Source organism: Burkholderia sp. Ap-955 (genome assembly GCF_011753045.1).
Lineage (GTDB): Bacteria > Pseudomonadota > Gammaproteobacteria > Burkholderiales > Burkholderiaceae > Burkholderia > Burkholderia lata_D.
Genome location: NZ_VWWH01000086.1, coordinates 18498 through 31197, shown reverse-complemented (window position 1 = coordinate 31197; position 12700 = coordinate 18498). Strand labels below are relative to the sequence as shown.

9 protein-coding genes are annotated in these 12700 nt (G+C 68.3%); 4 read left to right on the top strand and 5 right to left on the bottom strand.

What is annotated here, in order from left to right; all coding sequences use genetic code 11:
* Both astE and F3J15_RS30345 read left to right on the top strand, forming a co-directional pair.
* The coding region (gene astE / locus F3J15_RS30350; RefSeq protein ID WP_166895867.1) for a succinylglutamate desuccinylase at positions 1–881 on the top strand (881 nt) is incomplete at its 5' end.
* Between the two features lie 355 nt (positions 882–1236).
* On the top strand, positions 1237–2031 hold the full coding sequence (locus F3J15_RS30345; protein WP_043182082.1) for an ABC transporter substrate-binding protein: 795 nt from the start codon (positions 1237–1239) through the stop codon (positions 2029–2031).
* 118 nt (positions 2032–2149) lie between these two features.
* Here F3J15_RS30345 and F3J15_RS30340 read toward each other — a convergent pair whose 3' ends face one another.
* Positions 2150–3649 carry an HDOD domain-containing protein gene (locus tag F3J15_RS30340; RefSeq protein WP_166895865.1) on the bottom strand — a complete coding sequence of 500 codons (1500 nt, stop codon included), beginning with the start codon at positions 3647–3649 and terminating at the stop codon, positions 2150–2152.
* Positions 3650–3676: 27 nt separating this feature from the next.
* The gene (cdpA, locus tag F3J15_RS30335) at positions 3677–5419 is read right to left on the bottom strand and encodes a sensor domain-containing phosphodiesterase (RefSeq protein WP_205191072.1); all 1743 of its coding nucleotides are present in this window, start codon (positions 5417–5419) and stop codon (positions 3677–3679) included.
* 279 nt (positions 5420–5698) lie between these two features.
* Here cdpA and F3J15_RS30330 point away from each other — a divergent pair, with 279 nt between their 5' ends.
* A complete protein-coding gene (locus tag F3J15_RS30330) occupies positions 5699–6250 on the top strand; it encodes a peroxiredoxin (RefSeq protein WP_069247531.1) in 552 nt (183 codons plus the stop codon).
* Between the two features lie 100 nt (positions 6251–6350).
* Here the strand turns inward: F3J15_RS30330 and F3J15_RS30325 are convergent, their stop codons facing one another.
* Positions 6351–6980: an NAD(P)H-binding protein gene (locus tag F3J15_RS30325; RefSeq protein ID WP_166895861.1), complete on the bottom strand. Its 630-nt coding sequence runs from the start codon at positions 6978–6980 to the stop codon at positions 6351–6353.
* A gap of 342 nt (positions 6981–7322) precedes the next feature.
* Here F3J15_RS30325 and F3J15_RS30320 point away from each other — a divergent pair, with 342 nt between their 5' ends.
* Positions 7323–8780, top strand: a complete 1458-nt coding sequence (locus tag F3J15_RS30320) for an NYN domain-containing protein (protein WP_166895859.1) — start codon at positions 7323–7325, stop codon at positions 8778–8780.
* Positions 8781–8904: 124 nt separating this feature from the next.
* On the opposite strand, the gene F3J15_RS30315 is transcribed toward F3J15_RS30320, so the two are convergent.
* Positions 8905–9288, bottom strand: a complete 384-nt coding sequence (locus tag F3J15_RS30315; RefSeq protein ID WP_166895857.1) for a VOC family protein — start codon at positions 9286–9288, stop codon at positions 8905–8907.
* Positions 9289–9391: 103 nt separating this feature from the next.
* A complete protein-coding gene (locus F3J15_RS30310; RefSeq protein ID WP_166895855.1) occupies positions 9392–12700 on the bottom strand; it encodes an efflux RND transporter permease subunit in 3309 nt (1102 codons plus the stop codon).

Sequence of the window (12700 nt, the reverse complement as noted above, 5' to 3'; positions counted from 1 at the left end):
CCGGCCCGGCGCGCGCGAGCGTACTCGTGTCGGCCGGCGTGCACGGCGACGAGACGGCGCCGATCGAGCTGCTGTCGATGCTCGTGCGCGATCTCGCCTCGGGCGCGCTGCCGCTCGCGTGCCGGCTGCTCGTCGTGCTCGGCAACGTGCCGGCGATGCGCGCCGGCGAACGCTATCTCGACGACGACCTGAACCGCCTGTTCAGCGGCCGTCACGCGCAGGTGCCCGACAGCCGCGAAGCACCGCGCGCCGCGCAGCTCGAAGCGGCCGCCGCTGCATTCTTCGCGGCCGCGCCGGCCGGCGCCGCGCGCTGGCACATCGACATGCACACGGCGATCCGTGCATCGGTGTTCGAGCAGTTCGCGCTGCTGCCGCACACGGGCATGCCGCCGACGCGCACGATGTTCGAATGGCTCGGCGACGCGCGGATCGCGGCCGTGCTGCTGCATACCGCGAAGGGCAACACGTACTCGCATTTCACGGCCGAGCACTGCGGCGCGCTCGCGTGCACGCTGGAACTCGGCAAGGTGCGTCCGTTCGGCCAGAACGACCTGGCGCGCTTCGCGCCGGCCGACCGCGCGGTGCGCAAGCTCGTGTCGGGCGCCGCTCGTGAGGTGGACGTTCCGTTGCCGCGCGTCTTCACGGTGATCGACCAGATCACGAAGCAGAGCGATGCGCTCGAGCTGTTCGTCGCCGCCGACGTCGCGAACTTCACCGCGTTCGCACGTGGCACGGTGCTCGCGCAGGACGGCGACTACCGTTACACGGTGACGCACGACGAGGAGCGCATCGTGTTCCCGAATCCGTCGGTGAAGCCCGGTTTGCGCGCGGGCCTGCTCGTCGTCGACACGACCCGCGAGACGATCGCCGCGCTCGTCTGACGGTAACCGGTTGCGCGTGGCCGCGGCGACCCGCGGCCCGCGCATCGCCCGGCGACCATTCCTATTTCGAGATAACGCTCGCACGCCGCGCGGAAGGCCCGCGGGTCGCGCTTGCGTATTTGCGACATCGTCTTGCAAGTTCGACGGGTAGCCGGGCTGACGTCGGCGCCCGCAGCGCAGCATCGCGTGCCGGCGGCTGCTTTGCCATATCGGGCCGCGCGGATTGGTACAATCGCGGCCTTGCGGCTGTTGCGCCGCATCACGGCGCGGCGGCGGCATTGCCGTAGTCATCCGACCCTGCAATGATGCATGCGCCCGTAGTTCCGGAACATTCGAGTATCGAGGAGAACACCTGATGAAGTTGGATTGGCGTAAAGTGGCCGCGCACGCGGTGGTGGCGGCATCGGCCGTGGCGGCAGGCAGCGCGATGGCGGCGGATCTGAAAGAGATCCGTTTCGGCGTCGAAGCCTCGTACGCGCCGTTCGAATACAAGACGCCCGACGGCAAGCTGACCGGCTTCGACATCGACATCGGCAACGCGGTGTGCGCGAAGCTGAAGACGAAGTGCGTGTGGGTCGAGAACGACTTCGACGGCCTGATCCCGGCGCTGCAAGCGCGCAAGTTCGACGCGATCAACTCGGACATGACGATCACCGACCAGCGCAAGCACGCGATCGCGTTCACCGACGCGATCTACACGATCCCGAACCAGCTGATCGCGAAGCAGGGCAGCGGCCTGCTGCCGACCCCGCAATCGCTGAAGGGCAAGCGCGTGGGCGTGCTGCAGGGCACGATCCAGGAAGCGTACGCGAAGAAGAAGTGGGCGCCGGCCGGCGTCGAAGTCGTGCCGTACCAGACGCAGGACCTGGCCTATGCCGACCTGAAGTCGGGCCGTCTCGACGCGACGTTCCAGGACGCGGAAGCCGGTTCGAAGGGCTTCCTGACGAAGCCGCAAGGCCAGGGCTTCGCGTTCGCGGGCGGTACCGTGAGCGACGCCGAGATCCTCGGCTCGGGCGTCGGCTTCGGCTTGCGCAAGAACGACGCGGCGCTGAAGACCGCGCTCGATCAGGCGCTGAAGGAACTGAAGGCCGACGGCACGATCGACAACCTCGCGAAGAAGTACTTCAGCGTGCCCGTGACGCTCAAGTAAGCGTTGCGTTCGATCGCACGATGCAAGCAAACCGGCCGCTGATGCGGCCGGTTTGTTTTTGGGAGCGGGAAATGACGGGAAATGACGGGAAACGGCGCGGCAGCGACCGGCGGCCGCGTCAGGCCGGAAAGAACCGGCCCAGTTCGCGCGCCAGCTCGTTGAGTACGGCCATCTCCTGCTGCGTGATCTTGCGCGCGGGCTGCGCGCCGGCCCAGTCGCCGTACAGCAACGCGACGGTCGTCGTGCCGACGCGCACCGGCAGCAGCACGAACGCGCGCGTGTCGTCGAATGCGTCGAGATACCACGCGGGCAGGCGCTTCATCATCTTCGGCTCCTGCGCCTGCTCGATGAAGATGCCGACCGAGTTCGAGATGGCGAGATGAAACACGTCCGGCTCGAAGCGCTCGTCGAAGCGCAGCCGGTCGAGCGTCGTATCGACGCCGGGGCCGAAGCCGAGGCGTGCGGCGAACATGCCGTCGTCGTGGCGCACGAACATCACGGTGCGCGTGAACGCAAGGCCGGCCAGCAGGCTTTCCGACGCGAGCGCGAGCACCGGCGTCAGCACGTGCTCGGACGGCAGCGCACGCAGGTCCGCGAGACCGGCCTCGAGGCACGCCTCGGGCTCGGCCTGTGCGCGCGCGATCGCATCGGCGTTCGCGCGCAGCTCGACGATCTCGCGCATCACCGTATCGCTCGCTTCCTCGCGCGCGAGCCGCTCGGCGATCTCGACGAGCACGTCGGATTCCATGTCGAGTTCCGCGCCGTAGTGCTGCGCGAGCGCCGCGATGCGCGCATCGCGCTGCGGGCTCGCGGGCATCACGAGCGCACCCGCGACGTCGGTCGAGCAGCGGCTGATCGTGCGCAGCCAGCGGACGCGGTCGGCCGGGCCGTCATCGCTCGCATGGCCCGTATCGTGATCGTCATCCTCGTTGCCGAACGCATCGGCATGGACCACGTGGTCGTGATCGGCCATCCCCGCGCGGATCACGTCGGGCAGGCGCCAGCGCGCGGCCGCCTCGAGCCCGATCTCGTCGAAGCCGACGCCGAGCACATCGACGCAGGCGGCCGCTTCGTCGCCGTTCAGCTCGGCCGCGCGACGGCGGATCCGGTCCCATTCGCTGTCGAGATAGCAGACCACCAGCAGCTTGCCGACCTGGCGCATCAGCGTGCAGACGACGGCTTCCTCGCCCGAGCGCAGCTCGGCGCGCTCGGTGAGCTTGCGCGCGACGCAGCCGGACAGCAGCGCGCGGTTCAGCTCCAGCTTCGCGTCGATGCGCCGCGGCGTGCTCTGATGGAAATGGTCGACGAGCTTGAGCCCGACAACCAGGTGGCCGACGGCGTCCATGCCGAGCACCATCAGTGCGCGGGTCACGGTCGTGATGTTGCCGCCGAACGCCATGTACATCGCGGAGTTCGCGAGCCGCAGCACTTTCTGCGTGAGCGCGAAGTCCGACAGCACGACGCGCACGAGCGCGGTGAAGTCGAGGTCGTCGTTCTTCATCGCGGCCATCGTCGCGCGCAGCGATTCCGACAGCAGCGGGAAATCGCCCCGTTCGTTCATCCGGGCCCACAGCTTGTCGAGCAATGCGGTGCGGGGCAGGTGTTCGGTGATTGACATACGGATCTGTCCGGTTCGCCGCGCGCGTCAGGCGGCGGCGTGCAGGTGCAGCTGCTGCGCCTCGAAGCGCCGCGCGAGCTCCTCGGACGGCAGCGCCTGGCAGACGAGCCAGCCCTGGATATGGTTGCAGCCCATCTCCGTCAGCAATTCGCGCTGCGCCTCGGTCTCGACGCCTTCCGCGACGAGCTCGAGATCGAGCGTCTGCGCGAGGCCGACCACCGCCGACACGATCGCGCGGTCATTGCGCGAGGTCAGCAGGTTCTCGACGAAACTGCGGTCGATCTTCAGCTTCGCAAGGGGGAAGCGCTGCAGGTACGCGAGGCTCGAATAGCCGGTGCCGAAATCGTCGATCGCGAAACGGATGCCGAGATCGGTCAGCTCCTCGAGCAGCCCCTTCGCCTGCGCGGGATCGTGCATCAGCAGGCTTTCGGTGATCTCGAGCACGATGCGGCGCGGGTCGATGCCCGTCAGCGCGATCGCCTCGCGCACGCTCTGCGTGAAGCGCGGGTCGCGGAACTGCTGCGGCGACACGTTGACCGCCACGTACTGCAGCGCGAGCCCCTGGCGATCCCAGGCGACGAGCTGCATGCACGCGGCCTTGAGCACCCAGTTGCCGAGATAGTTGATCAGGCCGATCGATTCGGCGAGCGGAATGAAGGTCGCCGGCGGCACGAGGCCGTGCACCGGATGGCGCCAGCGGATCAGCGCCTCGACCCCGACCACCGCGCCCGACTGGCTGCGCGTGATCGGCTGGAAATGGAGCGAAAACTCGCCGTTGCGCACGCCGTCGTACAGGTCGGCCTCGAGCTTCAGCCGTTCGGCGTCGGCCGGATCGTCGACGGGGGCGTGGAACGCGAGCGCATTGCCGCCCGACGCCTTCGCCTGCGCGAGCGCGTGGTCGGCGCGGCGCAGCAGCGGGCTGTGGTGCTGCGCGCGATGCGGCGCCGAGCGCTCGTCAGGGTAGAGCGCGATGCCGATGCTCGCGGACAGGTGCACGGTCTGCCCCTGGTACACGTAGGGCTCGCGCACCGCGGCCTGCAGCCGGCGTGCGAGTGCGTCCGCCGCATCGCTCGCCTGCGCGCGGTTCGGTGCGCCGAGCACGACCGCGAACTTGTCGCTCGCGACGCGCGCGAGCTGCTCGTTCGGCGTGACGAGCGCCTTCAGCCGCTGCGCGGTCTCGCGCAGCAGCGTGTCGCCCGCGTCGTAGCCGAGCGCGCGGTTGATCCGCTGGTAGTCGTCGAGGTCGAGCAGCAGCAGCGCCGCGCAGGTGTCGTCCCCGTCGGCGGCCTGCTGCGCGCGGATCAACGCGGGCACGAGCGCGGACAGGTTGTCGAGCCCCGTCATCGGGTCGTGGTGCATTTCGTAAGTCAGGCGCGCCTCGAGCGCGCGCCACGACGACACGTCGAACGCCGCGATCGCGAACCCGTCGACCCCGTGGTGACGGCTCTTGAACGCGCGGATCTCGACGTCCAGCGGGTAGGTGAGCGACTTGACGATGCACATCGTCGCCTTCTCGACCTGGCCGGAACGCGCGGCGCGGGCGAGCAGGTCTTCGAGCGCCGCGGTATCCTGTTCGGCGATCAGGTCGCGCAGCGTCAGCGTGTGCAGGTAGTCGCGGTGGTAGCCGATGAAGCGCAGGCTCGCATCGGACACGTACAGAAAGCGCAGCTCGCGATCGACATGGGCGAGGAAATCCACCGTGCCGACCGTCTGTTCCAGCCAGTTGCGCACGGAGTCGTCGCGTCGCGGCGCAACGGCGCGCGCGGGCATCAGCGCGCCGCCCGACCGAGCGAAGCGGCGCAGCGTATGCAAGGCGCTGCGCCAGGAGCCCTTGCGTGACGTCTGTTTCCTGTTGGCTTCCATGTTTCTCGCTGACGTGAAGGGCTGGAACCGGTTGTCCGGAAGGAATAACGGCAGACTGTGCGGAATCTTTAACGGACCGGCCGCGGATGGCGTTGCCGCTGGACCGGATCGGTCGCGCGGGTGTTCGACAGGCGAACGCCGGCGGGGCCTACATCGAGGCTGACTTTATAAGAAATGAGGACGCAGATGAAGCGAAAACTGTTGCTGGGCGCCGCCGTGGCGGCGCTGGTGGCCGGCCATGCGCTGATGGCGCAGGCGGAATTGAAGCCGGGTGCCGCGGCGCCCGATTTCACGACGCAGGCGTCGCTGGGCGGCAAGACTTACACGTACTCGCTCGCGGACGCGCTGAAGCAGGGGCCGGTCGTGCTGTATTTCTACCCGGCCGCGTTCACGAAGGGCTGCACGATCGAGGCGCATGCGTTCGCGGATGCGGTCGACCGTTACAAGGCTTACGGCGCGACGGTGATCGGCGTATCGGCTGACAAGATCGACACGCTGACGAAGTTCTCGGTGAGCGAGTGCCGGAGCAAGTTCCCGGTCGCGGCCGATCCGGACGCGAAGATCATCCGCGAATACGACGCGAAGCTGCCGGCGATCGACAAGGCGAACCGCGTGTCCTACGTGATTTCGCCGGAAGGGAAGGTGCTCTACGAATACACGAGCCTGTCGCCCGACAAGCACGTCGAGAACACGCTCGCCGCCGTGAAGGCGTGGGCTGACGCGCATCCGAAGCAGTAAGCGGGCGCTCCGCGCGACCCCCGCACGGCAAAGCGGCCCGTCGCGCGGGCCGCCGGTACGGAGCAACGCGCCCGCCCGAGCGGCGGCGCGCGAGAGGCCGCTAGGCCCGCAATGCCTGCTCGATCGGCACGCTGCCGCCGACGAAGCCGACGATCTTGCGCGAGATGCCCAGCTTGATCGCCTCGATCGCGGCCCAGGCCACATCCTGGCGCGACACGGGCGGGGCGGCTTCGAACCATGCGTCGGTCAGCGCGATCTTGCCGACGCCCGGATCGTCCGTGAGCGGGCCGGGGCGCAGGATCGCGTAGTCGACGCCCGACGCGATCACGCGATCGTCGCCTTCGCGCTTCATCTGCGAATAGTGGCGCAGCGCGTCCGGGCCGAGTTCGGGCTGGTACGCGGACAGCGAGCTGATCACCACGAGCTTCTGCGCGTTGTAAGCCAGCGCGTATTCGGCCGCGCGGGCGACCGCGTCGCGGTCGACCTGCTCCTCTTCGGCCGCGCCTTCCGATTCGGCCGAGCCGGCCGCGTAGATCACGTGCGAGATGCCCTGGAATGCGTGCGAGAAATCGTTCGTCAGGTCGGCCTCGACCACCCGTGCGCCCGCCAGCGCATAGCCGTGCCGGCGCACGAGCGCCGTGACCTCGAACTCCGGCTGCTTGAGCAGCAGATCCGCGCAGGCCTGGCCCGTTCTGCCGGTCGCGCCAATCAGCAGTACCTTCGTCGTCATGAAACCGCTCCTTGCTCGATGCGTCATCCTTCCAGATAGGGACGGACGACCGATAACTCAAGTGTAATGGCGATTTGCCGATGCGGCGGGTGTGTATTAAGGGGCGTACCGGTAGCGGGCGTACCGGCATCGGGCATACCGGCAGCGGGCGTACCGGCACCGTGCGCCGTTCAGGGCTGCCCGGTGCGGGCACGCGATCCGCGGCGGCGCGACCGACACCGACATTCCGGTCGCCATTCATTCACACTGATGCGGGAATGACGCGCCGACCGGCTATCATGTGCGCGATGCATTTTTCGCCGTTACGTCATACAACGCATCGGCCCACTGGTTGGAGTACACATGGCAATACCCCTGGACAACGTCAGCATGGCCGTGTTCTGCGACTTCGAGAACGTCGCGCTCGGCGTGCGCGACGCGAAGTACGAGAAGTTCGACATCAAGCCCGTGCTGGAGCGCCTGCTGCTGAAGGGCAGCATCGTCGTGAAGAAGGCCTATTGCGACTGGGATCGCTACAAGGGCTTCAAGGCGTCGATGCACGAGGCGAGCTTCGAACTGATCGAGATTCCGCACGTGCGCCAGTCGGGCAAGAACTCGGCCGACATCCGGCTCGTCGTCGACGCGCTCGACCTCTGCTACACGAAGTCGCACGTCGACACGTTCGTGATCATCAGCGGCGACTCGGATTTTTCGCCGCTGGTGTCGAAGCTGCGCGAGAACGCGAAGAAGGTGATCGGCGTCGGCGTGAAGAAATCGACGTCGGACCTGCTGGTCGCGAACTGCGACGAATTCATCTTCTACGACGACCTGGTGCGCGAGCAGCAGCGCGCGCTCGCCAAGCGCGAACAGCAGCAGCGTGCGGGCAACGGCGGCGCGAAGCGGCCGGACGAGCCGTCGCGCAAGCACGACATGGACGCGCGCAAGGCCGAGGCGATCGCATTGGCGGTCGAGACGTTCGACGCGCTCGCGTCGGAGCGGGACGACGTCGGCAAGATCTGGGCGTCGGTGCTCAAGAGCGCGATCAAGCGTCGCAAGCCGGATTTCAACGAGTCGTACTACGGATTCCGCGCATTCGGCAACCTGCTCGACGAGGCGCAGGCGCGCGGCCTGCTCGAAGTGGGACGTGACGACAAGTCGGGCGCGTTCGTGTCGCGGGCACGCCAGTCGGCGGCTGTGGAGCACGTCACGGCGGGCGGTGAAGGCGGCGGGCACGGCGGCGCGTACCACGGTACGCGCGCGGCCGAGCCGGCCCGGGCCGGGCGCAATGCGCAACGTCGCGGGCAGCGGGCGGAAGCGGTCATGCACGAAAGCGTGCAGGTCGACGCGGAAGAGGCGGCGATGGCTGAAGCCGCCGAAACCGAGGCGGTCGTGCCGGCTGAAACGGCTGAAGCGGTGGACGTGGCCGAGGGGCACGGCGACGCGAAGGATGGCCGCAAGCGTGCGCGCAAGAGCCCGGCGAAGAAGGCCGGCGCGAAGAAGGGCGCCGCCGCGAAGACCGCAGGCCGTCAGGCGGCCGGGAAGCCGGACGCCGCCGGGCATGGCGCGCCGAAGCACGGTGGCGACACGCACGCGCACGGCAAGCATGCGGACGAGACGCATCGTGACGCGGAGCAGGGCGATGCGCGGCACGCCGCAGCGACGCACGCCGAGCCGGCGGACAGCGATGTCGGCGGTGAGGTGGCGGCTGCGCCGGCCGAGGCGGCTGGCGACGCGACGGCCGAAGCCAAGCCGAAGAAACCGGCCCGCAAGGCGGCGCCGCGCGCGCGACGTCCGCGCAAGACGGCGGCAGCGGCCGAGTAATGGCGGAATAGCGGCCGAATAGCGGCCGCCGGCCTCGGGTGTCGTCCGCAACGCAACAGGCGACACCCAGGCGGGCCCCGCTCCACGCCATGGCGGCCGGTGCAATGCCGGCCCGCCAGCCGGACTAGTCGTTCAGCACGTAAGGCTGCGTCATCACTTCGAGGAAGTGGCCGTCCGGATCGTCGAAGTACACGCCTCGGCCGCCGTTGTGGCGGTAGATGTCATCGGGTTGCCGCTTCGCCGGATCGGCCCAGTGCGGCAGCCCGCGCTCGCGAATGCGCGCGAGCACGCGATCGAAGCCTGCTTCGTCGAGCAGGAACGCGTAGTGCTGCGACGCGATCTCTCCCGACCGTTCATAAAAATCGAGCGACACGCCGTTGCCGAGCGGGACGACCAGCATCGCGCCGAACGGCGTCGGCGGCGGCAATTCCAGCAGCTCGGTGAGGAAGCGGCTCGACGCGCGCTTGTCGCGGCACCAGACGATCGTATGGTTGAGCTGGACGTTCATGGTGTGTCCCCGTGAAGGGCCCCGCGGTGGGCATGGACTCACGATAGCCGATCGTCGCCGCTGTTCAAGCGCAAAAAAACGGCCGCACAAGGCGGCCGCTTCATCACTCCCCGGCGACGGCCGGCCCGCCGGAATTCCCGCGGCGGTTGCGCCGTTTCTCGGCCCACACGCGGAAGCGGTCCATGTACAGGTAGACGACCGGCGTCGTATAGAGCGTCAGCACCTGCGACACGATCAGGCCGCCGGCGATCGCGATCCCGAGCGGCGCGCGCAGCTCGGCGCCGTCGCCGTTGCCGAACGCGAGCGGCAGCGCGCCGAGCAGCGCGGCCATCGTCGTCATCATGATCGGGCGAAAGCGCAGCAGGCACGCTTCGTGAATCGCGTCGAGCGACGACTTCCCGTAGTTGCGCGTCTGGTCGATCGCGAAGTCGACCATCATGATCGCGTTCTTCTTCACGATCCCGATCAGCAGGATCACGCCGATCAGCGCGATGATGCTGAACTCGGTCTTGAACAGCAGCAGCGCGAGCAGCGCGCCAACGCCGGCCGACGGCAGCGTCGACAGGATCGTGATCGGATGGATGTAGCTCTCGTACAGGATCCCGAGCACGATATAGACGGCCAGCAGCGCCGCGAGGATCAGGATCGGCTGGTCGTTCAGCGACTGCTGGAACGCCTGCGCGGTGCCCTGGAAGCTGCCGACGATGGTCGGCGGGACGCCGACCTGCGCCATCGTCTGGTAGATCACCTGCGTCGCCTGCGACAGCGACACGCCGGGCGGCAGGTTGAACGAGATCGTCGTCGCGACGAACAGCCCCTGGTGGTTGACCGACAGCGGCGTCGTGCTCGGCCCGAACGTCGCGATCGCCGACAGCGGGATCATCGTCGACTTCGACGTCGACACCGACGCACCCGACGACGCGCTCGACTTGCCGCTCGCGGCGATCGAGTTGAGCGCCTGGTTGCGCGCGGAGTCGGACGCGATCGCCGCGGCGCTCTGCGTGGCCGTGCCGGCGCTCGACGTGCCGGCGGAGGTCGCGACGTAGGTGCCGGCCGCTGCGTTGGTGGTCTGCGAGCCGTTCGCGCTGCCGCCCGACGTGCTGACCCACACCTGGTTCAGCATCTCGGGGCTCTGCCAGTACTTCGGCGCGACTTCCATCACCACGTGGTACTGGTTCAGCGGGTTGTAGATCGTCGAGACCTGACGCTGGCCGAATGCGTCGTACAGCGTATTGTCGATCTGCGCGGGCTTGATGCCGAACCGCGCGGCCGTCGCACGGTCGATCGTCACCATCGCCTCGAGGCCGCCTTGCTGCTGGTCGGAGTTCACGTCGGTCAGCTCGGGGCGCTTCTGCAGCGCCTCGGTCAGGATCGGCCCCCACTTGTACAGGTCGGCGCTCGAATCGCCGAGCAGCGTGAACTGGTACTGCGCGTTGCTCTGCCGGCCGCCGACGCGGATGTCCTGCGCCGCCTGCAGGAACGTGCGCGCGCCGGCCACGTCCGCCAGCTGCGGGCGCAGCTGCTGGATCACCTGGTCGGCCGACAGCTTGCGCTCGGTGCGGTCCTTCAGCGTGATGAACATGAAGCCCGAGTTGGTCTGCGTGCCGCCGGTGAAGCCCGCGACGCTCTTCACGTTCGGGTTGCCCTGCACGATCCGCATCATCTCGGAGAACTTCAGCTTCATCGCCTGGAACGACGTCGACTGGTCGGCCTGGATGCCGCCGATCATCAGCCCGGTGTCCTGCTGCGGGAAGAAGCCCTTCGGCACGACGATGTACAGGTAGACGTTCAGCCCGATCGTCGCGAACAGGGTCAGCAGGATCAGGAGCGGCCGGCGCAGCGCCCACGACAGCGAGCGCTCGTAGCCGCGCTGCATGCGGCTGAAACAGCGTTCCAGGAAACGCCCGAAGCGGCCTTCGTGTTGCGGGTCGTGCGATTCGGGCAGCAGGCGCGCGCACATCATCGGCGTGACCGTGAGCGACACCGCGAGCGAGACGGCGATCGCGAGCGACAGCGTCAGGGCGAACTCGCGGAACAGCCGCCCGACGATGCCGCCCATCAGCAGGATCGGCAGGAACACCGCGACGAGCGAAATGCTCATCGACAGCACCGTGAAGCCGACCTCGCGCGCGCCGTCGAACGCGGCCTGCATGCGCGACTTGCCGTTCTCGATATGCCGCGAGATGTTCTCGAGCACGACGATCGCGTCGTCGACGACGAAGCCGGTCGCGACGATCAGCGCCATCAGCGACAGGTTGTCGATCGAGAAGCCGAGCAGGTACATCGCGCCGAACGTGCCGATGATCGAGATCGGCACCGCGACGCTCGGGATCAGCGTCGCGCGCCAGTTGCGCAGGAACAGGAACACGACCATCACGACGAGGCTGACCGCGATCAGCAGCGTGCGCTCGGTGTCCTTCAGCGACGCGCGAATCGTGGTCGAGCGGTCGAGCACCGGCGTGACGGTGATGTCGGCCGGCAGCGACGCGGTGAGCTGCGGCAGCGCCGCGCGCACGCGGTCGAGCGTCTCGATGATGTTCGCGCCGGGCGAGCGGTAGAGGATCACGAGCACCGCGCGCTTGCCGTTCGACAAACCGAGGTTGCGCAGGTCCTCGACCGAATCGACGACGTCGGACAGGTCGGACAGCCGCACGGCCGAGCCGTTGCGGTACGCGACGACGAGGTCGCGGTATTGCGACGCCTGGGACGCCTGGTCGTTCGTATAGAGCTGGAAGCGCTGCGGGCCGAACTCGATCGCGCCCTTCGGCGCATTGGCGTTCGCGGAAGCCAGCGCCGCGCGCACGTCCTCGAGGCCGATCCCGTAATGGAACAGCGACTGCGGTTCGAGCTCGACGCGCACGGCCGGGTTCGCGGAGCCGCTCACGGTGACCTGGCCGATCCCGTCGATCTGCGACAGCGACTGCTGCAGCACCGTCGACGCGGCGTCGTACACCTTCGCCGGCGACGCCGTTTCCGACGTCAGCGCGACGACCATGATCGGCGAATCGGCCGGGTTGACCTTGCGGTAGGTCGGGTTGCTCTTCAACGCGGCGGGCAGGTCGGCGCGCGCCGCGTTGATCGCGGCCTGCACGTCGCGCGCGGCGCCGTCGATGTCGCGGTTCAGGCCGAACTGCAGGATGATCCGCGCGTTGCCGACCGTGCTGGTCGACGTCATTTCGGAGACGTCCGCGATCGAGCCGAGGTGCCGCTCCAGCGGGCTCGTCACGCTGGTCGCGACCGTTTCCGGGCTCGCGCCGGGCAGCGACGCCTGCACCGAGATCGTCGGGAAATCGACCTGCGGCAGCGGCGATACCGGCAGCCTGATGAACGCGAACAGGCCCGCGAGCGCGACGCCGAGCGCGAGCAGCGTCGTCGCGACGGGGCGGGTGATGAAGGGGCGCGACAGGTTCAT

Excerpts from the sequence above, each read along its gene's own strand:
- F3J15_RS30345 (WP_043182082.1), top strand. The coding sequence starts at position 1,237 with ATGAAGTTGGATTGGCGTAAAGTGGCCGCGCACGCGGTGGTGGCGGCA.
- F3J15_RS30340 (WP_166895865.1), bottom strand. The coding sequence starts at position 3,649 with ATGTCAATCACCGAACACCTGCCCCGCACCGCATTGCTCGACAAGCTG.
- cdpA (WP_205191072.1), bottom strand. The coding sequence starts at position 5,419 with ATGCCCGCGCGCGCCGTTGCGCCGCGACGCGACGACTCCGTGCGCAAC.
- F3J15_RS30330 (WP_069247531.1), top strand. The coding sequence starts at position 5,699 with ATGAAGCGAAAACTGTTGCTGGGCGCCGCCGTGGCGGCGCTGGTGGCC.
- F3J15_RS30325 (WP_166895861.1), bottom strand. The coding sequence starts at position 6,980 with ATGACGACGAAGGTACTGCTGATTGGCGCGACCGGCAGAACGGGCCAG.
- F3J15_RS30320 (WP_166895859.1), top strand. The coding sequence starts at position 7,323 with ATGGCAATACCCCTGGACAACGTCAGCATGGCCGTGTTCTGCGACTTC.
- F3J15_RS30315 (WP_166895857.1), bottom strand. The coding sequence starts at position 9,288 with ATGAACGTCCAGCTCAACCATACGATCGTCTGGTGCCGCGACAAGCGC.
- F3J15_RS30310 (WP_166895855.1), bottom strand. The coding sequence starts at position 12,700 with ATGAACCTGTCGCGCCCCTTCATCACCCGCCCCGTCGCGACGACGCTG.